At 66.9% G+C, this 25,664-nt stretch carries 20 protein-coding genes; 13 read left to right on the top strand and 7 right to left on the bottom strand.

Annotation, left to right across the window (positions count from 1 at the left end; translation table 11 throughout):
- The first annotated feature begins 64 nt into the window (after positions 1-64).
- A complete protein-coding gene (locus J4G12_09760; GenBank protein ID MCE2456079.1) occupies positions 65-1,294 on the top strand; it encodes a 4-hydroxy-3-methylbut-2-enyl diphosphate reductase in 1,230 nt (409 codons plus the stop codon).
- Positions 1,295-1,375: 81 nt separating this feature from the next.
- On the opposite strand, the gene lpdA is transcribed toward J4G12_09760, so the two are convergent.
- The gene (gene lpdA / locus J4G12_09755; protein MCE2456078.1) at positions 1,376-2,770 is read right to left on the bottom strand and encodes a dihydrolipoyl dehydrogenase; all 1,395 of its coding nucleotides are present in this window, start codon (positions 2,768-2,770) and stop codon (positions 1,376-1,378) included.
- 296 nt (positions 2,771-3,066) lie between these two features.
- On the opposite strand from lpdA, the gene J4G12_09750 reads away from it, so the two are divergent.
- The gene (locus tag J4G12_09750; GenBank protein ID MCE2456077.1) at positions 3,067-4,131 is read left to right on the top strand and encodes a M20/M25/M40 family metallo-hydrolase; all 1,065 of its coding nucleotides are present in this window, start codon (positions 3,067-3,069) and stop codon (positions 4,129-4,131) included.
- Positions 4,132-4,243: 112 nt separating this feature from the next.
- Here J4G12_09750 and apaG read toward each other — a convergent pair whose 3' ends face one another.
- Positions 4,244-4,684, bottom strand: a complete 441-nt coding sequence (apaG, locus tag J4G12_09745) for a Co2+/Mg2+ efflux protein ApaG (protein MCE2456076.1) — start codon at positions 4,682-4,684, stop codon at positions 4,244-4,246.
- Between the two features lie 236 nt (positions 4,685-4,920).
- Between apaG and J4G12_09740 the strand changes: the two genes are divergently transcribed.
- The 7 genes from J4G12_09740 to menC are packed head-to-tail and all read left to right on the top strand — an operon-like array spanning position 4,921 to position 13,699.
- Positions 4,921-5,409, top strand: coding sequence for a GAF domain-containing protein (locus J4G12_09740; GenBank protein MCE2456075.1), 489 nt, complete (start codon positions 4,921-4,923; stop codon positions 5,407-5,409).
- Entirely contained in the window at positions 5,321-6,316 is a 996-nt protein-coding gene (locus J4G12_09735; protein MCE2456074.1) for an MBL fold metallo-hydrolase, read from the top strand. The genes J4G12_09740 and J4G12_09735 overlap by 89 nt, the downstream gene beginning before the upstream one ends.
- A gap of 11 nt (positions 6,317-6,327) precedes the next feature.
- A complete protein-coding gene (locus J4G12_09730) occupies positions 6,328-9,042 on the top strand; it encodes an FAD-binding protein (protein ID MCE2456073.1) in 2,715 nt (904 codons plus the stop codon).
- Positions 9,039-10,469 carry a 4Fe-4S dicluster domain-containing protein gene (locus tag J4G12_09725; protein ID MCE2456072.1) on the top strand — a complete coding sequence of 477 codons (1,431 nt, stop codon included), beginning with the start codon at positions 9,039-9,041 and terminating at the stop codon, positions 10,467-10,469. Before J4G12_09730 ends, J4G12_09725 begins: the two co-directional genes overlap by 4 nt.
- Positions 10,466-11,677, top strand: coding sequence for a M20 family metallopeptidase (locus J4G12_09720; protein MCE2456071.1), 1,212 nt, complete (start codon positions 10,466-10,468; stop codon positions 11,675-11,677). Before J4G12_09725 ends, J4G12_09720 begins: the two co-directional genes overlap by 4 nt.
- Entirely contained in the window at positions 11,670-12,587 is a 918-nt protein-coding gene (locus J4G12_09715; GenBank protein ID MCE2456070.1) for a hypothetical protein, read from the top strand. Before J4G12_09720 ends, J4G12_09715 begins: the two co-directional genes overlap by 8 nt.
- A complete protein-coding gene (gene menC, locus J4G12_09710) occupies positions 12,584-13,699 on the top strand; it encodes an o-succinylbenzoate synthase (GenBank protein ID MCE2456069.1) in 1,116 nt (371 codons plus the stop codon). Before J4G12_09715 ends, menC begins: the two co-directional genes overlap by 4 nt.
- Before the next feature lie 11 nt (positions 13,700-13,710).
- On the opposite strand, the gene tadA is transcribed toward menC, so the two are convergent.
- Complete coding sequence (tadA, locus tag J4G12_09705; protein ID MCE2456068.1) at positions 13,711-15,036, bottom strand: Flp pilus assembly complex ATPase component TadA; 1,326 nt, start codon at positions 15,034-15,036, stop codon at positions 13,711-13,713.
- A gap of 146 nt (positions 15,037-15,182) precedes the next feature.
- On the bottom strand, positions 15,183-15,743 hold the full coding sequence (locus J4G12_09700) for a hypothetical protein (GenBank protein ID MCE2456067.1): 561 nt from the start codon (positions 15,741-15,743) through the stop codon (positions 15,183-15,185).
- A 212-nt stretch (positions 15,744-15,955) separates the two neighbouring features.
- On the opposite strand from J4G12_09700, the gene J4G12_09695 reads away from it, so the two are divergent.
- The 3 genes from J4G12_09695 to J4G12_09685 form a co-directional block, all read left to right on the top strand.
- Positions 15,956-16,798: a hypothetical protein gene (locus J4G12_09695; protein MCE2456066.1), complete on the top strand. Its 843-nt coding sequence runs from the start codon at positions 15,956-15,958 to the stop codon at positions 16,796-16,798.
- 122 nt (positions 16,799-16,920) lie between these two features.
- Complete coding sequence (locus J4G12_09690) at positions 16,921-17,664, top strand: YIP1 family protein (GenBank protein ID MCE2456065.1); 744 nt, start codon at positions 16,921-16,923, stop codon at positions 17,662-17,664.
- Between the two features lie 49 nt (positions 17,665-17,713).
- A partial coding sequence (locus J4G12_09685) for a TRAP transporter fused permease subunit (protein MCE2456064.1) occupies positions 17,714-19,561 on the top strand: 1,848 nt, incomplete at its 5' end.
- Between the two features lies 1 nt (position 19,562).
- Here the strand turns inward: J4G12_09685 and J4G12_09680 are convergent.
- The 3 genes from J4G12_09680 to J4G12_09670 form a co-directional block, all read right to left on the bottom strand.
- A complete protein-coding gene (locus tag J4G12_09680) occupies positions 19,563-22,682 on the bottom strand; it encodes a TonB-dependent receptor (GenBank protein MCE2456063.1) in 3,120 nt (1,039 codons plus the stop codon).
- Positions 22,683-22,696: 14 nt separating this feature from the next.
- Complete coding sequence (locus tag J4G12_09675) at positions 22,697-23,626, bottom strand: TAXI family TRAP transporter solute-binding subunit (GenBank protein ID MCE2456062.1); 930 nt, start codon at positions 23,624-23,626, stop codon at positions 22,697-22,699.
- A gap of 492 nt (positions 23,627-24,118) precedes the next feature.
- Positions 24,119-24,688: a hypothetical protein gene (locus tag J4G12_09670; GenBank protein ID MCE2456061.1), complete on the bottom strand. Its 570-nt coding sequence runs from the start codon at positions 24,686-24,688 to the stop codon at positions 24,119-24,121.
- A 258-nt stretch (positions 24,689-24,946) separates the two neighbouring features.
- On the opposite strand from J4G12_09670, the gene J4G12_09665 reads away from it, so the two are divergent.
- Positions 24,947-25,459, top strand: coding sequence for an IS630 family transposase (locus tag J4G12_09665; protein ID MCE2456060.1), 513 nt, complete (start codon positions 24,947-24,949; stop codon positions 25,457-25,459).
- The last annotated feature ends 205 nt before the right edge of the window (positions 25,460-25,664 follow it).

The following is a 25,664-nucleotide window of genomic DNA, read 5'->3' as shown; positions in this document are numbered from 1 at the left end:
CAGTCCGCCGGGTAGACCGGATACTCGTCGGCTGGAACAACCCTCCTCGCCCGATATCGGACCGATCATGGAGCAGACCTACTTTCGCAAAGGGTTCGGCCTCAGAAAACAGCTGCGTACGGTAATCGACGCCGAGTATCATTCGGGAATCGTCGAGCGTCTGCGCGGCCGAGGTTACGAAGATCGGTTCGGGGACGTGAAGGTACGTCTCGCCCGGGAGTTCGGCTTCTGCTACGGCGTCGACCGTGCGGTGGATTACGCGTACGAGACCGTGCACAAGTTCCCTGAAAGGCGCATCTTCCTGGCTGGCGAGATCATTCACAACCCTCATGTGAACAAGCGCCTGACCGAGATGGGCATCGCCTTCATCAACCCCGCCCCGGACGGGACCTTCGATTTCTCGGGTGTGACACCCGAGGACGTGGTGATAATTCCGGCGTTCGGCGTCACCGTCGAGGCGTTCAACGATCTGCGCTCGCTGGGGTGCATCACGGTCGATACCACATGCGGCTCGGTCCTGCACGTCTGGAAAAGGGTCGAGAAATACGCCAAGGACGGCTTCACCGCGATCGTGCACGGCAAATACACTCACGAGGAGTCCAGAGCGACCGCGTCACAAGCGGGCAAGTACCCGGAAGGGCGCTACCTCATAGTGCGCGACATGGAGGAAGCGCGCATCGTCTGCGACTACATCGCGGCGAGGCCAGGCGCTCTCGACACCGAAAGGCTGCGGGAGCACTTCGAAGAGAAGTCGAGCGACGGATTCGATCCCGCGCTCCACCTGGCGCGCGTCGGAGTGGCGAACCAGACCACCATGCTGGCCTCCGAATCCATGGCTATCGGGCGGGAAATCCACCGCGCCATGGTGGAACGACACGGCGAAGAGCACGCCGCCTCGCACTTCCGGTCGTTCGGGACGATTTGCTCGGCGACCCAGGAGCGTCAGGACGCCATTCTCGAGATGATGAAGGATCCGCCCGACGTGATGGTCGTGGTCGGGGGCTACAACTCCTCGAACACGAACCATCTCGCCCACCTCTGCCGCAGCTACACCCGGACCTTCCATGTGGCGGATGCGAACCGCCTGGATGTGGAGACCGGGAGCATCAGTCACAAGCCCGAACTCGGGCCCGACGCTCCGGAGGTGCTGGAGGAGGAGTGGCTTCCCGAGGGCTCGTTCGAACTGGGGATCACCGCCGGCGCTTCAACTCCCGACAACAAGATCGGCGAGACGCTCGTGCGACTGCTGACCATCAAGGGAATACCTGTTCCCGAACTGGAACCGGTAGCCTAGCAGCCGCCGGGGGCGGCCTCAGTCCAAGGGGAAGGCGACGATGTACGATGTCGCGGTCCCTTTCCGGTCGGCCTGCCCAGATCAGATGTGTATGGGCCTGCCCAGCGAGGCCAGCGCCGCCTCGGCGACTCCCTCCGAGAGTGTCGGATGCGGGTGCATTGCTCTTTCCATCTCCTCCGCGGTCGACTCGAGGTGCCGCCCTATGGTGAACTCGGCGATGAGCTCGGTCGCGTGGGTTCCCACGATGTGCGCTCCCAGAATTTCCGAGTACCGCTTGTCGCGGATCACCTTTATGAAGCCTTCGGCGTGCCCTGAGGCTACGGCTCTACCGACTCCCGCCCACGGGAACTTGCCGACCTCGATTTCGTGACCCGCCTCGCGCGCCTGTTCCTCGGTGAGCCCCACTGAAGCGACCTCGGGTTGACAGTAGGTGCAGTTGGGAACGTTCGCGTAATCGACGGTACCGTGCCCCTGGCCCGCGATGTGCTCCACGCACGCGATCCCCTCGTGGCTGGCCTTGTGCGCCAGCAGTTGATTGCCCGCGACGTCGCCGATCGCGTAGACGCCAGGTGCGCTGGTGCGCATGCGCTCGTCGACCTCGATGAAGCCGCGCTCGTCGACCTTGACCGAAGCGCTTTCGAGTCCGAGATCCTCGGAGTTCGGGGCCCGTCCGACCGCCGAGAGGACGAATTCCGTTTCTACGGTATGCTCCTTGCCCTTCTTGTCGGTGAAGGTGGAGCGCATCCCTCCATCGGTCGCTTCCACGGACTTGAAACGGGCCGAGGTGTGCATCTTCATCTTCCGCTTCCGGTACGAACGCTCCATGAACCTGGAGACCTCGCGATCTTCGAGAGGGAGTATGCGATCCAGAGCCTCAATGATGGTGACCTCGGTCCCGTATGCGGCGTAGATGTCGGCGAACTCCATGCCGATGGCGCCCGCTCCCACGATGAAGAGGGACTTGGGCGCTTCCTTGCACCTCAGGGCGCCGGTGGAGGACCAGATCCGATCCTCGTCGATTTCAAGGCTCGGCAGGTCGCGCGGCCGGGAGCCGGTGGCCAGAACGACATGCGCTGCGCCGTAAGTCTTCTTCTTGCCGTCGCCGTCCTCCACTTCCACCTTCCCGCGACCCGCCAGCCGGCCGTATCCGGCGAGGTGCGTGACCTTGTTCTTCTTGAAGAGGTGCGCGATCCCCCGAGCCATCTGCGCGGCGACCTTGCGGCTCCGTTCCTGCGCCGGTCCGAGATCGACCGCAACCTGGTCGAACGTGATGCCGTGTCCACCGGCATTCCGCAGCTCGCCGACGAGGAAGGCGCTCGACAGAAGGGCCTTGGTCGGAATGCAGCCGATGTTCAGGCAGACGCCACCGAGCTCCTCGGTCTCGACGCAGGCGACCTTCATGCCCAACTGGGCTGCGCGGATGGCGGCCACGTATCCGCCGGGGCCGCTGCCGATGACGATCAGGTCGAATTTCATGGTTTCCGCTAGGAGGGTGGAGGTAGACGGTCGGGCCGGTGCGCCGATACCCCCGGCTTCCTGGGACGGTCCCGGCGCCCGGAGGGGGAACGACCGCGACCGCGCTCTCGTCGATCCCCACTGACAGCCTGCGGACAATATCGCACGAGTGCGGAGAGCGGCGAAGCGCCGCGCCTGCAAGCGGCGGCTGTCCGACGCTCCGGGAACCGGCCCGCATTCCGGGGTGTGGTAGCTTGCGCGTGGGAAACCACTGACTTCAGCCGGGTGCCATGCCCCGCGAAACGGAGCTCCGAATCATGACCGATCCGACCTTTTTGGAACGACTGCTCGACGCGCCCGGACCCTCGGGTTTCGAGACCCGCCCGGCTCGGGTCTGGCGCGGCGAGGCCGAAGGCTTCGCCGACGACGTCGCCGTGGATCTGACCGGAAATTCGTTTGCGACGGTCAACCCCGACGGGCACACCCGGCTCATGCTCGCCGGCCACATCGACGAGATCGGCCTCCAGGTGACCCATGTCGACAAGGAAGGCTATCTCTGGGTCGAGGAGATCGGCGGCTGGGATCCGCAGGTGCTGGTCGGGCAGCGGGTCAGGGTACTGGCCGAGGGCGGAGACGTTCGGGCCGTCGTAGGCAAGAAGCCGATCCACCTGATGACGCCGGAAGACCGCAAGAAGGAGTTGAAGACCGCCCACCTCTGGCTCGATGTCGGCACGTCTTCCCGCGAGGAGACTCTGGAGCTCGGAGTCAGGGTCGGAGATGCGGTCACGATCGCTCAAGGGATGGAGCGGCTGGCGGGAAATCGCATTGTGAGCAGAGCCGTCGACGACCGGGTCGGGGCCTGGGTGGCGCTGGAGGCGCTCCGCCTGCTCGCCGCCGACCGACCGTCCGCGTCGGTCACCGCGGTGGCGACCGTCCAGGAGGAGATCGGCTACTCCGGCGGCGGCGCCCGCGCCGGGGCCTACGCGCTACGCCCGGGAGTCGCGCTGGTCGTCGATGTCACCTTCGCCACCGATGTGCCCGGAACCGAGAAGAAAGCTCTGGGAGACCACGCGCTTGGCAGCGGCCCGGTGATCAGTCGAGGAGCCGCCGCCCACGGGACCGTCTTCACCATGCTTTGCGAGACCGCCGACCAAGAGGGAATCCCCTACAGCGTACAGGCGTCGCCCAAGGCCACGCGCACCGACGCCGACGGCATCTTCCTCACCCGCTCGGGCGTGCCTACGGGGCTGCTCTCGATCCCAAACCGCTACATGCACTCGCCGAACGAGATAGTCGACCTGGGAGACCTCGAGCACACGGCCAGGCTGATGGCCGCGTTCGCGCGCAGGCTGGAGTCGAATACCGACTTCACACCCCGGTAACGAGGTTCACTCCCGGTAACGAGGCCGCCCAGGAACGCTGAAGGGGAATCCGCCCGCCACCCGGGTGGGCCCGCTCACGCAACGCAGGAAGGTCCGGCCACGGGCCGCCGAGCTACGCCTGGATCGGCTGGCTTGCGTCCTCGGCTACCAGTTCGAAACGGGGGATCACCGCCCTGAAGAGTTTGCCGTCGGTCTCCCGAAAGTGATAGTAGCCTTCCATGTGCCCGTAGGCGCCGCGCAGCACGCAGTAGCTGGAGTAGGAATGGCTGCCGCGGGGCGGGATGACGGGAGACTCGCCCACCACTCCTTCGCCCTCCACCTCGTGGTCGCCCGCGACCGGATCGTGAATCTTCCAGTGTCGCCAGAAGAGTTGCGCGTCGGTGTCTCCCAGGTTCTCGATGCGAATGAAGTAGACGAAGACGTAAGACCACGGCGGGTTCGACTCTTCCCTGGCGAAGACCGACCTCACCGAGACCCGAAAGCGACCCGCCAGGATCGGGGGACGGCGCAGGAGGTCGGGAGGATGGGGCGCCGGCTTGTTATCTTGAGCCATGAACACGTTACACCGCGAGACCCCTGCCGTATCCCTCAGCGCCGACGGCGTCAGGCTCGCGGCCCTGCGGATCTGGCCCGACCCAGTGTCCCGTTTAGCCCTTGACCGGAACGGACCGCTGGCGTAAAATTGGCCTTCGGCAGCAACAGGCGCAGATCGCCGTCGCCATGCGTGGAAGGTGTGCTGGAGACGAGCGAGCGTCGACCTAATGACCCCCTCAACCCGAAGGAATACCAATGTCACTTGACGCCGCCGGCCTGGTGCTCGATCTGCAGGAGATGCGAGACCAGGGTCACCAATCCGACGCGCAGCTGCGAAAGGCGGTCCGCACCATAGCTGAAGCGGACGACCGTTTCGATTGGGTGGGTATCTACCTGGTCAATGCGGAAGAGGAGGAGCTCTGGCTCCACAACTATATCGGGACGAATACCGAGCACGCCCGCATCCCGTTCGGCCGCGGAGTCTGCGGCCGAGCCCACGAGGAAGGGGTCAACCTCAACATCGCCGACGTGACTCAGGAGGAGGAGTACCTGGCCTGCTCCGCCGACACCCGGTCCGAGGTCGTGGTGCTGATTCGCGCCGGCGACGACATCTTCGGCCAGATCGACATCGATTCGCACACCGAATCGGCTTTCGGTGACGAAGACGAGGCGGCGCTCACGTCCGTGGCGGACAAGCTGGCGGAGCAGCTCGCAGCGGAGCGCAGGTCCACTGCGGGTTCCTAGCGGCCCGCGGCGACACGCGCAGGAGCGCCGAGAGCGGCGCGGCGCAGCGCCGGCAAGGCGCGAAGAGGGACGAGACGCACCACTATCCGCCCGGAGAGCAACAGGGAAGGCGGCGTCCAGCGAGGATGCGGAGCGGATCGAATGTCGCAGGAGGTCCTGCACACGGGCTGCCAGGCCCCGTCGCTTCCTTGCCCCCAACCCGACGCCGTTCACAAGGGGGGGCACCTACACACATCTGGTAGGTGAGAAGTCGGTCTGCATCATCGACCCGGGGCCCGACCACCCTGAGCACCGGGAGAGACTCGTCACCGCAGTGGCCGACGCTCGCGAAGTGCGCATCGTTCTCACCCACGATCACGGCGACCACGCCGGAGGTGTCCCGAAGCTCGTCGAGCGACTGGACTGCGAAACCTGGGGGCCTGCCGGCGCCCGGTACGTCGAACGGCCCCTCCACGCCGGAGAGCACGTCTCCACAGACCAGGGAGAGCTGGTCGCGGTTCCCACTCCAGGGCACGCCGAACGCCATTTGGCCCTGCACTGGCCCGAGGCCGAAGCGCTCTTCGTAGGAGATCTCCTCCTCGGGGAGGGAAGCACCACCTGGGTTGGAGCATACGCCGGTTGCGTGGCCGACTATCTGGGTTCGCTCGCTCGGGTGGACGGGCTCGAGGCCAAGGCCCTATACCCGGCCCACGGCCCTCCTCTGACGAGGCCGACGGAAGCGGTGGCTCGTTTCCGGGCGCACCGTCTGAAACGCGTGGCGCAGATGCGGGAGCTTCTGGCACGGCGCCCGAACGCGTCGGAGGCCGAGCTCGTGGAGGGGATGTACGGGGATGCGCCCCCTGAAGCGGAAAAGGCGATCCTGGCGAGCGTCGGCGCGCTCCGCGAGCACGTGCTCCGCAGCGGGTAGCGGCCCGTCAGATGCTGACCCGGCCACTGGCGGAGATCGTGGGACCGGAATTCGTCATTTCCGATCCGGGAAGGCTGCTGGCGTACGAATCCGACGGTCTCACGGCCTATCGCTCGACGCCGCGGGCGGTCGTGCTTCCTTCCAACGCGCGGGAGGTGAGCGAGGTCGTGGCGTTCCTGCACGCGGAGGGCGTCCCGGTGGTTCCCAGGGGCGCGGGCACCGGGCTCTCCGGCGGCGCCCTGGCCGGCGGCGACGCGGTGGTGCTGGGGACCGCGCGCATGAATCGGATCATCGACTTCGATCCGTCCAACCGAAGGGCGCGGGTCCAGCCCGGGGTCGTGAACGCCCGCCTCACCGAGCTCGCCGCGCCGCACGGTCTCCAGTACGCCCCGGATCCCTCTTCGCAAAGCGCCTGCACCATCGGCGGCAACGTCGCCGAAAACTCGGGCGGACCCCATTGCCTCAAGCACGGGGTGACCTCGCGCTACGTCCTCGGTCTCGAGGTCGTTCTCGTCGGCGGACGCCTGTGTCGACTGGGAGGACCCGAGGGCGATCCGCTCGCTTCACTCGACTTGGTGGGTCTCTTCGTCGGGTCGGAGGGGTGCTTCGGCGTGGTGACCGAGATCGAGCTCGGACTGGTTCCCGCCCCGGAGGAGATCCGGACCCTTCTCGGTGTCTTCGAATCCGTTGAGGACGCCGGGATGGCGGTCACTCGGATCATGGCGTCCGGACTTCTGCCTGCGGCGCTCGAGATCGTCGACGCCGAGACCATCCGCGCGGTCGAAGCCAGCGTCTACGCCGCCGGGTATCCGGCCGATGCCGGAGCCGCCTTGGTGATCGAGTTCGACGGAAGCCGCAGCGGACTGGGGGCTGATGCGCTCGCTGCGGCCGAGTGCTGCCGGGAGTCGGGTGCGCGGGAGGTGCGCACCGCCGAGAGCGATCGCGAGAGGGCGGCGCTCTGGAAGGGGCGGAAAAAGGCCTTCGGAGCGATGGGACGGATCGCGCCCGACCTGCTGGTTCAGGACGCCACGGTGCCGAGGACGGCCTTGCCGGCGGTGCTGGACAAGATCGGCCGGATCGGCGACCGTCACGATCTCCGTATCGCCAACGTCTTTCACGCCGGCGACGGGAATCTCCATCCGAACATCCTCTTCGACCGGACCGACGAAGCCGAGCTCGCCAAGGTGGAGCGGGCGTCGAAGGAGATCATGACCGTTTGCGTGGAAGCGGGCGGCACCATCACCGGCGAACACGGGGTCGGCGCCGACAAGCGCGAGTACATGAGGATGGTGCACGGTCCCGCCGAGCTCGCCGCGCTGCGAGAGGTAAAGGCGGTCTTCGACCCCGCAGGGCTCTTCAATCCCGGCAAGGTGGTCCCGGATCGGGAGGCGGGGGAGGTGGTGCCCGACGCTCGTGCCGGCGACGGGACCGCGGAGGAGCCGTCAACGGTGGGTCCGCGTTCCACGACGTCCATCGGTTCGCCGGCGACCGAGGCCGAGCTCGCCGCCGCGTTGGCCGACGCCCGCGAGCGGGGTTTGAAGGTGGCGGTGGTCGGAAGCGGCGAACACGAGATCGGGCGTCCTCCCGACTGGTCCGTCACGCGCATTTCTCTTGCTCGCTTCGACCGGATCCACCGCTACGAACCGGCCGACCTGACCGTGACCGTCGGAGCGGGGATGCGGCTGGGCAGGCTCACCTCGATCATGGCGGAGCGGGGACAGTGGCTGCCTTGGAATCCGCCCGACTTCGGCAATCGGTCGGTGGGGGGTCTGCTGGCCACGGCGGAGGGTGGCGCACTGGCCGGCCACTACGGAGGAGTTCGCGACCACGTGCTCGGAATGCGCGTGATGTGCGGCGATTCCCGCGTGCTGGAGCTGGGGGGGCGAGTGGTCAAGAACGTGGCGGGGTTCGATCTGCTTCGACCGCTGGTCGGAGGGCTCGGCTGCGCGGCTGTCATCTCGGCGACACTGCGCACCTTTCCCCTGCCGGAAGCGATGAGCGAGCTGGTCTTCGAGGCCGACGGGATCGAGGAGGCCGCCGAGCTGGCCTTGGCCTTCGCGGCCGAAGCCGAGCCGGCGGTCTCGTCGACGGTGGACTGGAGCGGACCCGGACCGACAAGGGTCAGGGTTCGGCTTCACGGTCGGAAAGCGATGGTGGAGGTGCGGGGGAAGGCGTTGAGCCGCCGGGCGAGGCCCGGGAGTCGGTTCGTGGAGGCCAGCTTGCACGGCCGCGCAACGGCGGACTCGGGTTTCCGCAACGGCGTCGCCGGCGAGCGCACGAGCGGGACCGTCGACGCGGGCGAGACGGCGCGCGATCTTCGACTCACCTGGTTCGCGCTTCCGGCGGCCCTCAGCCGGACTCTGGCGCTCGCGAAAAAAAGTCTCCGGGGTCTGGAATTGGAGGCTCGGGCCGCTGTTGCCGCCTGCGCCAAGGCGGGCTGGGTGAGCGCGGTGGTGGCCGACCCTTTCGAGGATGACGACCTCTGGGTGGAGGAGGCCCGCTTTCTCAGAGCGTCTTGCAAAGGGGAAGGGAGCGGAGGCCGCGGCCCGACGCTTCGGGTAGAGGGCGCGCCCGGAGTGTCGACTTTTGATGGTGAGGAATCCGGGCCGCCTTGGACCGCCGAGACGAAGCGCATAAGGGCGGGCGTTCGTCGCATCTTCGATCCTTGGGGCCTCTTCTGGGACCCGAGGGAGGCCGTTTCCGAAGCCCCGAGGAAGGATCGATGAGCGCCCGCGCCGCGGAGAATCTCGGCAAGGCTCTCGCCGACCAGGCCGAGCGGCTGCTTCCCTGCGTCCATTGCGGCTTCTGTCTGCCCGCGTGTCCGACCTACCGCCGGCTGGGAGACGAAAACGACTCGCCGCGAGGCCGGCTGCACCTGATGCGTGCCGTGGTCGAAGGGAGACTGGAGCCCGACTCTGAAGCCTTTCGGACGCACATCGACCGCTGCCTCGGTTGCAGGGCGTGCGAGCCCGTGTGTCCTTCGGGCGTCGAGTACGGATCGTTGCTCGAGCTGGCCCGGGCGAGCAGCGGCCCCGAGGGACGCGGTCGTCTCGCGAGGGTGCTGCTGGCGGTAATGGCCGGTTCGCGCTTGCGGCGAGCGGCGATGCTGGCCGCACGCGGCCTCAGGGCTACCCGCCTTCCCGCTCTCGTGGCCAGGCTGGGGGGCGATGCCGGACCGCCGGGTCCCGTGCGGCTGGGCGCGGCGATGCTCGCGGCGAGCGCGCCGGGAAGGCTGCGAATGGAACTGGGGCGTGGCGAGCGAACGGCGAGGGAGCAGCCGGGGTCGCACCGAACGGAGTCGCCCGGGCCGGCGCCGGTTCGACAGGACCCCATGCGGGGGAAGCCCGGGGGGTCGGAACCTGCGGAACCCGCAGGGCCGGAACCCGCGACCAGGGGACGGGTCGCCGTGCTCGCTGGCTGCGTCCAGGCCGGACTCTTCGGCCGGGTCGGCGCCGCCAGCGCGCGCACCCTCGAGGTCAACGGCTACAACGTGGTACGGGCGAAAACCCAGTGCTGCGGGGCCCTCCACGCTCACGCCGGGTCGCTCGAAGCCGCCCGTGCTCTGGCCCGAGCGAACATGGAGGCCTTCGAGGCGGTCTCCCCCGACTGGATCGCGGTCGATGCGGCGGGCTGCGGGGCCGCCATGAAGGATTATGGGGAGCTCTTCTTTCACGATCCGGCCTGGAGGGAGCGCGCGAGGGCGTTTTCGGAACTAGTGAGAGACGTCACCGAACTGCTGACGGAATCCGGGCCGGTCCGAGGCGGCGCGCTCCCGGTCACGGCCGCCTACGATCATCCCTGCCACCTACTGCACGCTCAGGGGGTACGGGAAACGCCGCTGCGGGTGCTCGACGCCGTCCCGGGCCTGACGGCCAAGGTCGTGGCGGACGCGGACGAGTGCTGCGGCGGTGCCGGCATCTACGGGATCACCCAGCGCGAGCTCGGCTGGCGGATCGGCGCCGACAAGACCGCAGCCGTACTAGAGTGCGACGCCGACCTCGTCGTCACCGCGAACCCGGGCTGCGCCATGCAGATCGGCGCCGGCCTGAGGTTGACCGGTCACCCTTCGGCCGTGGCTCATCCCGTCGAAATTCTCGACGAGAGCTACCGTCGGGCCGGATTCTACGAACACCACGCAACTCGACCACAATGACGCCGAGCCACACCACCAAACATCTTGCCGAGCGGCTGCTGCGCGAAACCAGGTCCGAGCGCGACCGCTTCGTGTCGCTCCTGACGGACCTCACCTCGGTCGAGTCACCCACCGAAGACGTCGACGGTCAGCTCGGAGTTCAGGAGATCCTCCGCACCGAGCTGGCTGAGCTCGACTACGACTCCAGCTCGGTGCCCGCCCGAAACTTCGCCGACCACCTGGTGGCCAGACCGAGCTACATGTCGCCCGCCGCACCCACTCAGCTCATCGTCGGCCATTGCGATACCGTCTGGCCGCTGGGCACGCTGAACGACATGCCCGTGAGGGTCGAGGACGGCTGCCTGCGCGGGCCGGGCGCTTTCGACATGAAGTGCGGGTTGGCGCAGGCGGTCATGGCTTTGCGAGCTCTGCGTTCGATCGGAGCCGCGCCGGAGATCGCACCCGTGCTCTTCGTGAATTCCGACGAAGAGGTCGGCAGCCCCGACTCCCGAGATCGGATCGTGGAGCATGCCCGAGGCGCGTCGCGGGCGATCGTGCTGGAGCCGTCCTTCGGACCGACGGGACTGGTCAAGACCTCGCGCAAAGGCGTTTCTCGCTACCGATTCTCCGCTCGGGGGCGAGCCGCTCACTCCGGGCTGGAGCCTGCCAAGGGAGCCAGCGCCGTCCTCGCCATCGCACATGCGATCACCGAACTCCACGCACTCAACGATCCGTCCGACGGCACCACGGTCAACGTGGGTGTGGTGCGGGGAGGAACCCGACCCAACGTCATTCCCGAACGGGCCCACGCCCAAATCGACGTGCGCGTGACCTCGGTGGCCCGCGCCGAGCAGATCGATCACGCCATCCGTTCGCTGGTCCCGAAGGTGCCCCGGGTCAGCTTCGAGGTCGAAGCCTGCGAATCGGCGCCGCCTCTCGAGCCGACCGAGCGCAATCTCGAACTCTGGCAGGTCGTGCGCGAGCTCGGCGACCAGCTCGGGATCGAGCTCGACCATACCTCCGCAGGAGGGGCCTCCGACGGCAACACCACCAGCCAGTTCACGCCTACCATCGACGGGATGGGAGCGGTCGGAGACGGCGCTCACGCAGTCCACGAGCACATCGTCATCGACCCCTCGCTCGACCGGGCGGCCTTGCTCGCTCTGCTGCTGCTGGCACCCGCCACGGAAGCGCCCGCGGCGAACGGGGCGAACGGAGCAGGTGTCTGACGACGGCTCCCAGCGGGGTCCGGCATCGACCTACGCCATCCGCCCGCTCCGCACGCCCGACGAATACGGGGCGGCCGTCCAGCTCCAGCGCGACACCTGGGGACCGGATTTCAGCGAAATCGTTCCGCTCGCCATACTCAAGGTCGCGCAAATCCTGGGCGGTGTCGTCTCCGGTGCGTTTGCCGAGGACGGGAGCCTCGACGGATTCGTCTTCGGCATGACCGGAGAGCGCGACGGGAAGCTCGTTCATTGGTCGGACATGCTCGCGGTTCGTCCGGGAGCGCGCGACAGCGGACTCGGAACGCACCTCAAGCGCCATCAGCGCAGCGAGGTCATGGCGCGCGGAGTCTCCATCATGCACTGGACCTTCGATCCCCTTCAGGCTCGCAACGCGCACCTGAACGTGAACCGCCTGGGGGCCGTGATGCGCGACTACGCCGCCGACCTTTACGGCGAGAGCGACTCGCCCCTCCACCGAGGCATAGGAACCGACCGCTTGGTGGCCACCTGGGAGCTCGATTCTCCAAGGGTCGAACGGATGCTGGGGCGCTTCCGGGAGACCGCGGAATATGGCAGTGCGTCCGGAGGTGCGCCCATCCAAGCCCTGTCGTCGATCGAGGGAGAGGGCGGTCTGCCCAGACCCTTGACCGGACTTTCGGAGGAAACCTTGAGCCGGATCGCCCGGGAGAGCCCGGGAGGGTCCGTGAGTGTAGAGATACCGACTCACCTCACCGCGATCATGGAGGCTTCGATGGAGCTCGCCCGGGAGTGGCGGCGGGCGACGCGAGCCGTTCTCTCGCCCTTGGTGGATTCCGGTTTCGAAGTCACAGGGTTCGTTCGCGGAACCCCGACCTGCCGGTACTTGCTGACCCCGGGCGCCACCCCCTCGCTGCTCAAGGGATCGCTATGAGGATCGACCGAGCCGTACTCCGGGAGCTGAGACTCGAGCTGCGCGAGTTCTTCGAGATCAGCAGCGGCGGGATGCAAGAGCGTCGAGTGGCGCTGCTCACCCTCTTCGACTCCGACGGATGCGTGGGCTGGGGCGAGTGCGTCGCCGCCGAGAGGCCCAACTACACCTCCGAGACCACCGACACCGCCTGGCAGGTTCTGACGGACCGCGTCCTGCCCGCGATCGTGGGAACCGAGTGGGAACGACCCGAGGAGGTGCTGGCCCCGGTGAACTGGATCAGGGAACACCGCATGGCCCTGGCGAGCGTGGAGATGGGGGCCTGGGATCTGTGGTCGCGATCGAAGGGAATCCCGCTTGCGGGGGCGCTGGGCGGAGACGAGACGCGACCCAAGGTGCCGGTGGGTGTGAGCGTGGGGCTGAAACCGACCGACGAGGAGCTGGTGGAGGCGGTGTCCGGCTACGTCGAGGCCGGGTACGCCCGGGTGAAATTGAAGATCAAGCCCGGTCGCGACCTGACAACGCTCGCCCGGGTCCGGGAACGCTTCCCCGACCTCCAGCTCATGGCGGACGCCAACTCCGCCTACTCCCTGGCGGACGCTGCCCGGCTCGTCGAGATCGACGCCCTGGACCTGACCATGATCGAACAACCGCTCGCCTTCGACGACTACCTCGAGCACGCCGCCCTCCAACGGAAGTTATCCACCCCCGTCTGCCTCGACGAATCGATCCGCTCCGTCCGCGACGTCCGGCTGGCTCTGGAGCTCGGTAGCTGCAGGATCGTGAACATCAAGCCCGGCCGCGTCGGCGGACTCGGTGAAAGCCTCCGGATTCACGATCTCATGCGGTTGCGCGGCCTGCCGGTCTGGTGCGGAGGCATGCTCGAAACCGGAATCGGAAGAGCGCACAACCTGGCGTTGGCCTCGCTTCCCGGCTTCACCCTCCCGGGCGACATCTCGGAGAGTCGTCGTTATTGGGTGCGCGATATCGTCGCGCCCGAATTCGTGATGGACGGGGGGGAGATGCACGTGCCGACCGGTCCGGGCATGGGGGTGGAGGTCGATACCGAGCGCGTGCGGAGTCTGACCACGCGCCGGGCGGAGTTCAGGGCGTAGGCCGAACTTCGTCACCGGAGCGAGCTCAGGCACCACGGACAGTACAACCATCGGCGCTCCACTTCCCGACCGCAGCCGCACCTTCCGCCGGTGCTCCGTCCGCACATGGGGCAACCGCCGGCATCGGGAGGGAGCATGGCGTCGCAGAGACGGCAGACCGCCTCCTCTCCCTTCGCAGTCCCGAGCAGATCGCGAAGCTCCAGGGGTCCGGAGAGTCCGGCGGTGAGCGCGCGACGAGCGTCCTGAGCCAGAGTGCCCATTCCCCGCTTGACCGCGAGTCGTCTGAGCGTGGTGGTGGACTGGCCGCGCGAAATCGCTTCGCGAAAAGCCTCGTCGACCACAAGCACCTGGAAGATGCCGGTCCTGCCCTTGTGGCCTTCGTGCCGACAGGAATCGCAACCGGGACCGCCGCAGGCCGGGCACAGCCTTCCCACCAGCCGCTGGGAGACGATACCGGAGAGACCGCCGGCCACGAGAAAGGGCGGTACGTTCATGTCGAGCAGGCGCATGACCGCACCGGGTGCGTCGGTCGTGTGAATGGTGGAAAGCACGAGGTGGCCCGTGCTGGCCGCCGACATGGCGATCTCGGCGGTCTCGGGGTCGCGTATCTCTCCCACCATCACGATGTCGGGGTCCTGGCGGAGTATGGCGCGGAGCGCATCGGCGAACCCAAGTCCGGCCTTGCGATCCACCTGCACCTGGCTTGCTCCCGGAAGCTCGTACTCCACAGGGTCCTCCAAGGTGACCACGTTGCTCGACTCGCGGTCGAGCTCCTGCAGCGCGGCGTAGACCGTGGTGCTCTTCCCGCTGCCGGTAGGCCCGGAAACGAGCAGCGCTCCATGACCGCCGTGCAGAATTTCGCGCACGTTCTTCAGGTCCGCCGGGCCCATGCCGAGCTGATCGAGACCGGTAGGAGCGGCCCTCGAATCCAGGATGCGCACGACGGCTTTCTCGCCCTGACCCGCAGGAAGCGTGCTGACCCGGAAGGCAAGCCTGCGGCCCCCGTGTTCCAGAACGAAGCTCCCGTCCTGAGCGCGTCGACGAACCGACACGTCCATCTCTGCCATGACCTTGAGGCGCGAGATTATGGCGTTGCGCTGCGAACGGGGTGCGGTGCGGGTCCGGCGCAGCCGACCGTCGACCCGGTAACGGACACGGAGCTCCCCGTCGGTGTTTTCCAGGTGAATGTCGCTGGCGCCCCCGTCCACGGCCGCGCGGATCATGGTATCGACGAAACGCACGACGGGCGTCGAGCGGACGAAGGAGTCCGTTTTCTCGGCCGGCAGAGCCGGAGGTGCCGAAAGCCCGGACGGCTGGTTGCGGTCGACGCGTCCCATGCCCGAAGTTCGCAGGTCACGGGAGCGAAGGGGATGGCGTTTTGGGACACCAGGTCGCCCCGGGAATCTCCGGGTCTGGTGGCGGTACGGCGACGCGCACCGCTTGTTCGACCGGGTGACCGACCGGGCGGTCGGGTCCCCGGCCGCTAGCCTGCCGGGCGCAGATCCAGGGTGACCAGGACCTGTACGTGGCCCAGGTCGGCCCGTTCCTTGATGGCCTCCCGAATGTGCGGCTCGAGCTTCCGGTATGCCGCGAGCACCCCGTACTTCAGTTGCTCGCGAAGGACCTTCAACGCGCCGATGTCGGGCTGCGTGGTCCTGGTCTCACGGCGGGCGTCGAGCAGGTGTTGAGGCGTGATTTCGAAGGGAGAGACGCGCACGTCGTCGAAGCGTTCGTGGTCGAGGTACTGCACGATGATGCTGACATCACCTCGCGCCTTGTGGTGATGGAGATCCTCGACGGCCCGAAAACGCTTGGCGAGCCGGTACACTTGCTCGCGCTTGGCGGCTCTGACGTAGGCTCGCTCCACGCAGGCCCGTATGCGTCTGGCCCGCTCGCCGAAGGTGGCGTCCTGCGCGGGCGGCTCGGATTCCAGGTCGCGCCCTTCCGCCTGACGGTCGACCTCGAAGCGGTCGCGTTCGGCCTCTCTGCTGCGGGATCGATCGATATTGTCGAGGATGCGATCCGGGTTGGTTCGGTAGCTCATGGCCGGACAATATACGGAACCGACGCATCTGACAAGTCTGAAGACCGGCGGCCCTGGGCTCGTATCCCTTGCGGAAGCGTCCGACCGGGCGCTGCTGACCAGGACCCCCGGCTATTCGAGAGGAGAACCGGGATTCCCCGGTAAGTTTGCCCATTGCCCTGCTCGCCGGCCGCCTGCGGTCGGCAAGCCCCGAACCCGACCCACGGATTCCCATGAACCGACTGATCGCTCTCGTCCCCATCCTCGTCCCCATCCTCGTCACCGCAGGCTGCGCCACCACCGGCGGTGGCGCGCCCTCGCCGCCCGCGCTGGAATACCACGTGCCCGCACAGGCCGAAGTCACCTATCGCGTCACCGGGGTCGTGACGCAGGAGATGGACATGATGGGGAACACCCAGTCGATGGGCGGAGAGACCGAAATGACCCTGGCCGCCAGCTTCGAGGAGAGTCTGAACGGCGTGCGCGTGACCCTGGAGGTCATGGAAGCCAGCGCCGACCTGGCGGGCGCGGGCTCCGTGATCCAGGCCGATGAGAACGATGTCGACGGCCCCCTCGTTTTCGAAATGACCCCGACCGGCGACGTGTCCGTCGAAGCCACGCCCGAGGTTTCCGACGCCGGGGCGGAGGCGTTCCAGTTCGTCGGGATGGCGCACACGATGTTTCCCCACCTCCCCGGCTACCGGATCGGCGTCGGCGATACCTGGAGCGGCGTCCGAAGCTACCAGGAAGACTTGATGGGAGGCCTCCTCGACGCGACCACGACCTCCGAGTACGTGGTGGTCCGCGAATCCTCGGTAGACGGCGAGTCCCTTCTCGAAGTCGCCTGGACCGGAACCACCAGCATGGCGGTGGCGCTTTCCGTCGAAGGGATGAACCTCGACCTGGCGATCGATGTGAACGGCGACGGCCACTTCCTATGGGACGTTTCCGCCGGATTGATGGTCGAGAGCCGCTCGACGGCGGAAGGCCTGGGATCGATGAACGCGGACATGCTGCCCCAGCCCATGCCGATCTCGGTGTACTCCGAATCCCATGTGGAACTGGTGCGAGACTAGACGGATAGGGAACGGAGCGGCAGGGCTTCGCCGTTGCTAAGGAGACGCCCCCGCCTTAAGATCGAGCCAGGCGGTCCAGCCTTCCGCCACCAGTCGACCGTACACAACAACCGAGGCAAACCATGAACTGGAACGACCCCCCGGAGGCCGAAGCTTCCACGATGGAGAATGGGAAGACGCGAGGTTTCTTCCCCACCCTGATCGACGTCTTCCTCAATCCGGGGCAGGCGATGACGACCCTGGCCGCGAAACCGCGCTGGTTCCTGCCCCTGCTCCTCGTCACGGCGATGATGGCGGTGCCGGTGTTCATGCACATGGATGCCCTGGTCCAGATAACGGTGGAGGCTCAGGCTGCGGCGTCTCCCGAGGTCGACGACGAGGCCCTCGCCGTGGCCGAGTCGATCACCGGAGCGTTCTTCCTGGGCAGCATACTCGTCGGGGTGCCGCTCGCGCTCGTCGTCTTCTCCGTCGTCTACTGGCTGATCTTCAAGATCGTGGGTGACGAGGGAGGCCTCAAGCAGTGGATCTCGATGACGGCTCACGCCAGCCTGATCTCGGCCGTGCTGGGCATCATCTACGCGGTCGTGCTGGGCGGGCCGACGGAAGGTGCGCAGGACTTGCCTCGATTGTCCCTCGGGTTCTTCCTTGGGGGCGAAGGCCCCTTGCGCACCTTCCTGAACGGCATCTCTGTGGAAGGCATCTGGGCTGCGGCCGTGCTCGCCTGCGGAGCCAGAGCCCTGAGCCAAGGTCGCCGGTCCTTCAACGTCGCGTTTGTGATCACCCTCGCCGTAATGTTGGTGGGAGCGGTGGTCACAGCGATCTTCTCGGCGTTTGGCCAGGCCATCGGCGGGGCAGGTGCCGGATAGCCGCATAGCTTCCGCAGGGACCCGAATCTGACTCGGATTCCTCCCGGCNCGGGCTCCATGGGTAGTCGTCGGCGCCTCTTTGGCCGCAGCCGTCTTCCATCTCTATTCGTCGGGGTACTCGCCCTTCACCGCCTTGGTGCAAAGGCCGGTACACCTGGCCCTGATGGCGTCGATCGGCTTTCTCAGCCTCGGTCTCTCGAAGCGGGGAGCCGACGAAGCCGGGGTCGTGGGTCGTGCGGCCCGGATCCTGCCTTGGCTCTTCGCCGGGCTGACGGCGGCGGCGTGCGCCTATCTCGCGTCGGAAAACCAGGAGCTGGTCACACGGTCGGCCAACCCGACGTCGCCGGATATCGTCGCCGGCGTGGTTCTGATCGTTATGGTCCTGGAGCTCGCGAGGCGCGCCACCGGGTGGGGGCTGGTCGCCGTCTGCCTGCTCGCCCTGGCATACGCGCTAGCGGGGCCTCACTTGCCGGGCTTTCTGGCGCACCGGGGCTACGACGTCACAAGGCTGGTCGAGCAGCTCTACCTCTCCACCGAAGGCATCTGGGGCGTACCGCTGGGAGTCTCGGCCGACTTCGTATACCTCTTCGTGCTCTTCGGAGCCGTGCTCGACGTCGCGGGCGGTGGGGCGCTGCTGATCGCGCTCGCCAACCGGGTGGCGGGGCGAACCCGAGGCGGACCGGCGAAGACCGCAGCGGTGGCGAGCGCATTCATGGGATCGCTCTCGGGAAGCGCCGTCGCGAACGTCGTCACCACGGGGGCGTTCACCATCCCCCTGATGAAGCGAGCCGGGTTCCGGCCGCACTTCGCGGGCGCCATCGAAGCCGCGGCGAGTACCGGCGGCCAGCTCATGCCTCCGGTAATGGGGGCCGGCGCGTTCATCCTCGCCACCTGGACCAACATCCCCTATCTCGAGGTGGCGGTCGCCGCGATTATTCCGGCGGTCCTGTACTACGCGGCGCTGCTCGGGGCCGTCCACTTCAGGGCCGGGAAGATGGGCATCGAGCCGGCCGGGAGCCGAGCTCGGGAGCAGGTCCTCGGGCGTCTCCACCTCCTTGCGCCCCTGGCCGCCATCGTTCTGCTGCTGGCTGCGGGACGCTCGCCGAGCCGGGCCGCCTTCTGGGGCGTGAGTTCGGCCTTCGTCCTCGCCGTGCTGTTGCCTGCAACACGGCCGTCGCTCGGTCAGGTCAAGTCGATGCTCGAACGTGCGGGCCGGGGAGCGGTGCAGGTGGCGGCCGCGTGCGCCGCAGCCGGTATCGTGGTGGGCGTGGCTTCCCTGACCGGAATCGGCCTGAGAATGTCGGAGCTAATAATCACGCTCGCCGACGGCAATCTCTTCATCGCGCTCGCCCTGACGGCGGCGGGCTCGGTGGTCCTCGGCATGGGCTTGCCCACCACGGCAGCCTACGTGGTGCTGGCCGCGCTTGGGGCGCCTGCCCTGGTGGAGCTCGGCGTCCCGCTCCTCGCGGCGCATCTCTTCATCTTCTACTTCGGTTGCATCTCCAACGTCACGCCGCCGGTCTCGCTCGCCGCCTTCGCAGCGGCCGGCGTCTCCGGTTCTCCGGCGATGAAGACGGCGGGAACGGCCGCCCTCCTGGCAGGAGCCGGGTTCGTCGTGCCCTTCGTCTTCGTCTACATGCCTCCGTTGCTCCTCGACGGTTCGGTGATCGAGATCGCAGTCGCGACCGCCGGCGCCCTCGCCGGGGTCATCGCGCTGGCCTCGGCCGGCATCGGCTTCGCTCGGGACCGCCTGGGAAGCTGGTCGAGAATCGCGATGGCGGGATGCGCCGTTGCGCTGCTCTGGCCCAATCCCGGGATTGCGCGCGCCGGCGCCGTCGTCGATCTTGCCGCCCTCGCGGCGCTTGTGTGCCTCTTCGTCCTGCGAAGGAGTCGCTAGTCTAGAAGCGCGCCCGCACTCCTACCTGGGCGCGACGGGAATCGCCGAGACCGCTCCGGATGGCGCCGTCGAAGTTGAAGAGCAGCGAGCCCTGCGACGGATCGAGAAAGTTGCCGGAGTTCGTGAGATTGAAGGCCTCGATGACCACCTCCAGCCCTTGGCCGGCGCCGAAGCTTCGAGAAACACGCAGATCCCAGGTGAAGAACTCGTTGTCGCGACGGAGCCCGTTGCGTTCGAGAATGGAGCCGTCGGCGCAGATCCGGTCCGAGGGCAGGGCGGTCCGCTCGCCTCTCCTGACGCAGCTTTCCGACACCGGCGAGGCCGACAGATACCTGGCGATGTGGCTCATCGACAGCCCGCCCGGAAGGTCGAGAAGAAGATGCCCGGCGATCTTGTGCCGACGGTCGCGGTCCGACCAGCCCCATTCGGCATCCAGGTCGCGCGGATCCGCGTAGGCGAACGTGAAGGGATCGCGCTCGTTGTCGTCGTCCGAACGATCGAAGGCCAGCGTGTAGCTAAGGCCGAAGGCGACAGCTCCGCCGAGGTTCTCGCCGCGGAGCCCTGCGGTGAAGCCGTGGTACCTGGACCTCGCCGAGCTCTCCGCGGTAGTGAGCACGTTGATCCCTCCCCCGGAAGGATGGGTACCGACGGCGAACGGACTGCCGAGCAGCTCGTGGTTGCGGTTGACGAAGCGGAAGAGGTTCTCGGTGTGCGCGTGCTGATACGAGAGGCTCGCCACCAGTCCCGACTTGAGAAGGTGTTCGAGGCCGGTCCCGAACGACCAGGTGCGCGGCAGCTCCAGATCGCGCGAGACTACCTGGATGTCGGGCAGAAAAGGCTCGGTCGCGGAGCCGTCGATCAGCTCGTCGATGGCGGGTACCGGACCCAGGACGGGCGAGTCCGCGCTGCTGCGGAAATGGGTCTGCTGGAACGCACCGTTGGTCGAGCGGGCCTGCGCGAAGACGAGCCCGGGAATCCTCGAGAAGTAGGCGCCGGCGTTCGCTCTGACGACTGTCGTCTCGTCGTCCGCGAGCCACGTGAGTCCGAAACGCGGCTGGAAGTTGTCGAGGTCGTCTGGTATGGCGCCGTCGGAAGGGAAGCGGGGGTCGGAGAGGTAGGGTGCGTAGAAGGTCCGCTCGGGCGCGACGAACGGATTCGGATGCCAGGTGCCTTCCCAGCGCAGTCCCAAATTGATGTTGAGACCGCGCTTGGGTTTCCAGGAATCCTGTACGAAGAAGGCGAGTTCGTGCGCGACGATGGTCTGGAGCCCGAGGTCGGTGGGCGGGACCCCGGGCACGGTCGAAGACTGGAGGAAAAGGAGGACGGGGCCCGTGATCGAGCTGCCGGCGGGACAGACGCCCTCGGCGCTGCTCGATCCGTCGGAGCAGGTCACGAAGCGATTGCCCTGCGTCACGAAGTTGATGAAGCCGTCCACCGAATCGAAGAGGTAGCGTCCGTTCGCGAAACCGACGAAGTGCTGGTTGGCCGAGGTGCGGTTGTACTCGATGCCCGCCTTCAGCAGGTGGTCGCCCACGAGTCGGGAAAGGTTGTCGAGAATCTGAACGCGGTCGTCGTGGTACGGGTGCACGGGCAGGAAGAAGGGCATGCCGATCCGAAAGCCGTCGTCGAAATCCATGCCGATGTCGGGGAAGGGCCGCCCTCCCAGGCGCTCGAAGTGCTGGGTGGCCGGAGGGGAGGCCCCAGGCAGGAGAGGCCCGCGATAGTGCCTGGGCCGGTGCTCGACGGCGTACTGGGCCCTGAACTCGTTCGATGCGTTACTGGAGAGGAGCGAGCGCACCGAGACGTTGACCGCGTGCGAATAGTCCTGTTCGACGCCGTTCGCGGAGGCTCCCCACGAGTCCACGTCGAAGGTGCCGTTCACCTGCTCTGCCCAGGAGCCGTTGTACTTGCTCGACAGTTGGTGGCTCTGGCTGAGTGCGAAGTCGAGTTTGGCGGTCAAGGCCCGTGCGTCGTCGGTGCGTTCGACGGCCCCGAATTCCGAGTCGAAGAGCCCGGGCCACCGCTCCGTGAGAAAACCGGAGAGCTTGGCCAGCTCGGAGGGGTTGTTCAACACGCGCCGCGTCTGCTTGGTCTCGGCTGAGAGCTGCCGGTCGAAGGCCATGAAGAAAAAGGCCCGATCGCGTACCAGCGGACCCCCGAAGGTAGCTCCGAACTGGTTGCGGGCGAAGGTGGGTCGGGCGTCTCCGGCGATCCTGGGGTGCCTCGCCGCGAGTGCGTCCCACTGCCCGAAGTAGTGGGCGCTGCCCTGAAACTCGTTCGTGCCGGAGCGGGTGACGACGTTCACGAAGCCTCCCGCCGACCTTCCGTACTCGGCGGGCGCGCCCTGATTGACCACCACCATCTCTGCGATCGCGTCCTGGTTGAAAGTGAAGGCCGGACGCTGCCCACCGCGGTGCTCCCCGAAAAAGGGGTTGTTGAAGTCGGCGCCATCCACCATGACGTTGTTGAAGATCCCGCGCTGGCCGCCGATGCTCATGACCTCTCCGTCCGGCCCTTGGGAGGGCGCGACCCCGGGCGCGGTGAAGGCGAGATCGAGGTAGTTGCGGCCGTTGTTGGGAAGCCCGTTGACCACCTCTCCGTCGAGCCGGCGCGAACTCGACGGATCTTCGGCCCGGGCTGCCCAGTCGTGGTCGACCAGCACTTCCATGCCTTCCAGAGTCAGGACCTGGAAGGAGAGGTCGAGATCTATGACCTCGCCCACGTGCAGCTCGAGGTCCTCGCGGACGATCTCGCCGAAGTTGGACTCCGAGCGCACCGAAACTCGGTAGGTGCCGAGCGGAAGCAGGGCTCTGGCGAAGGCGCCCTCCGGGGTGGACTCGACCACCGTTCTGAGTCCGGTCTCCAGGTGTCGGATCACGACGACGGCATCGGCTACCGGTACGCCGCGATCGTCGGTGACGGTGCCGCGAATCACGCCCGTCGTGGCTTCGGCCTGCTGGGCGTGAAGATCGTGGGCCGGGCCGAGTCCCGCCGCGAGCCCTGCGGCGAGAGCGAGCAGCCGGCGGGCCGGAAGTCCCCGAACGATCTCGCACGGGTTTCGCCGCGGGCCGCCAGGGCGCAGCCTTCGGACGGCGAGAACGCACCGACGAGAAAATGTCATGCGTCCCGGACTCCTCAGCGCCCCTCCATCCAGGCCGAGGTCGCAGGGTGGAGCGGAATGGGAGCGTGTTCGAGGTTGGCAAGGTCGATGAGACGGGCCATGTCGTGAGCGGCTTCCAGCGCGGCCTTCCGGTCGCGGAGAATGCCGAGGAGATTCGTGACCACCTCGTCCGGAACGCTTTCGAGGCCGACGATCCAGTTCATCGCGATCAGCGTGGGAATGGGGACCTCCACGCCCGGATAGACCCCGGCCGGCAGCTCGCCCGTGTTGTAGTAGGGGTGGTCGGCCCGCATCTCTTCGATGACCGCTGGGTCCACGGGCAGAATCTTGACAGAGGAGGTAGTGCTCACTTCCAGAATCGCGGCGGCCGGGTAGCCGACCGAGATCATCGCGGCGTCGATCGCCCCGTCCCTCAACGCCGTGGCCGACTCGTTGAAGGTCAGGTAGCGTGGCTCGACTTCCTCGTACGAGATGCCGTGCGCCGCGAGTAGATGCCGAGAGATCTGCTCGGTGCCGGAGCCTGCGCTACCCACGGAGATCTTCGCGCCGCGCAGATCGGCGATGCTTCGGGCCTCGCTGTTTCCGGGAACGACGATGTGGCTGACGTTCGGATAGAGGGGTGCGAGCACGCGCAGCCCGTCCACCGCGGTCGTGAAGTCGCCCTCGGCATGGTAGCCCTGGTACGCGCTCACCGATAGCGAAAAGGCCAGGTCGATCTGTCCCTCGGCCAGTCGGTTGATGTTCTCGACCGAACCGCCGCTCACCTCGGCCGTGAACTGCCTTGCGGAGTCGGCGATCGAGAGGCTGGAGGCGATGGCGCCCCCAAGAGGATAGTAGACGCCGCCGGTGCCGGCCGTTCCGAGCGAAAGGAACTCGGAGGTGCCGCCAGGACCGCATCCCGACAGAGCGAAGAGAAGGATCGCGACGCGGTAACGTGGATTCATGAGCCGAACACCATTTGTGGGTTTGGATGGCTTCGGCGAAAGATACAAGGAGGGACGAACGGCGGAGGTACCGCCTAGACGCCGCCCGGTACGCGCGGCGCTGGCGATGCGACCCGGGCCCGTGGTTCCGGTGCCGGCGGCACTCGGGAAGCGCCTACGGTCCTCACGCTCTCCGGCGGTCGTTCGTCACCGGGATGCTCGCAGCGGACAACGATCTGTCGGTCGCTGCGAGTCTGGCTGGCCACGCCAGCACCGACACCAGCCGGCTATGATCGGAGGGGAGAGGATGCGAAGAGAAGGGGGCGCCACGCTCGCCGTATCCTATAAGACTTTGATCAACTCGCCGGCGACCTGCCAGCAAATGGGGCAGGCCTCGGCCTTAGCCGCCGTGGTAACGGTTTCCGGGGGCTGCGGATGCGGAACAGCCGCCGCCCGGAGCTCCTGCGGGGTCGGTACAGCGAGTACCGCCAGCACCGTCAGGGAATGGATATTCTAGCGAGTACGGTCATGGGGTTCACCTTCCGGCAAGTCTCGGGTTGAATGGTTCTCCTTCAAGCAATCGCGCCACTGGTCCAACTCATCCTGCCATTCCTCGGCGGGTTCGTCCGTTTCGTCATTCGCGTATTTGGGAATCGACAGATCGAAGTCGCAGATCGGATCCGGGTCCGCTCCGAATGCCGCCACCGCTCTATCGTCAGGTCCACGGTAAAAAAACGGTGTGGCGCCCGGAGGGCGTCCGAGAAGAGCGTTGACGTAATCCTGCCGCTCGGTTTCGGTGGGGAAGTCCATGTACTCGGCTTCGATGATGTTGTCCGCTATCGTTTCGATCCACGGAGGGCGTCCTACAAGAGCGTTGATGTAACGTACCTTGTCGGCTTCGGTCGGAAAGTCCATGAACTGGGCTTCGACGAGGGCATCCGCCAGAGCTAGGACGTGGGCATCTCGCGCCGTTTCCGGCGTCTCTTCGGTCGCGGGCAGGGTGCCAGTCTCGCCACACGCTCCCAGTCCTAGCAGGAGCGCCGTCAGGAGGGCCCGGATGGGGTGCTTCGGGATTCGGTTCATCTTTTTCGGTCCGTTCGGGGTGAGTGCGTCACGGAACAAGATAACTTCCCTAAACATGCAAGAGTCAGAGGTCGAACGGTCCCCTCCGAAACTTTCAGCGCGGGCGGCGATCTCCCGGGCAGCTCGCGCCGCGAAGTCGAAGAGCCGGCGCCTTTCGGTGTCGGCCGGGTCGGGCTCACGGTTCGCCCGTCGTCTCGAGCGCACGAATCCAATGAGGCCGCTCGAGTCAGCCGGGGTGCGCGTCAGGAACTCGAGGCTTTGGCCCGGTCGCGCAGCCTGCCCGTCGGGCTGGTGCGCCGCGCCGAGATCGTGCTTCTGTGCGCCAATGGTCTGGACAACAGGACGGTGGTCGAGCGGGCCCGCGTCAATCGCCGGACAGTCGGCAAGTGGCGCGAACGCTTCCGAACCCAGGGTCTCATGGATCTGTACGACGAACGAAGGCCGGGAAGGCCGCACTCCATCGAAGATGACGAACTCATGACGCTGCTGCGGAGGACGCTCGAGACCAAGCCTCCCGGCGGCGGCACGCACTGGACTTGCCGTTCCATGGCCGACGCCACCGGGGTGTCGAAGTCCACGGTCCAGCGCCTCTGGACCGCGTTCAACATCCAGCCTCACCGGCAGAAGCACTTCAAGCTCTCCACCGATCCGTTCTTCGCCGAGAAGGTCCGCGACATCGTCGGCCTTTACCTCGACCCGCCCGACCATGCGATGGTGCTGTGCGTCGACGAGAAGAGCCAGACCCAGGCGCTGGAGCGGACTCAGCTATAGTGCCCCCGATTTCTCTGGACAGTAGTTTAGCAACCCATTCTGGGTCCAAGAGAGAGGAGGCACGGGATGTCTCGGAGTACGAAAGAGCAGGATTCGGCCAAGAGCCGCGGCCGGCTGGGGGGCCTTCCGAAGCGGTGGAGCGCGCAGCGGAAGGCCGAGGTGGTTTTGCGGCTGCTGCGGGGCGAGGACATCGGCGAGGTGAGCC

The sequence above is a fragment of the Gemmatimonadota bacterium genome, from assembly GCA_021295815.1.
Lineage (GTDB): Bacteria > Gemmatimonadota > Gemmatimonadetes > Longimicrobiales > Gaopeijiaceae > JAGWBQ01.
Note: the sequence above shows the minus strand (reverse complement) of the source record. Positions and strands in the feature narration are given on the sequence as shown.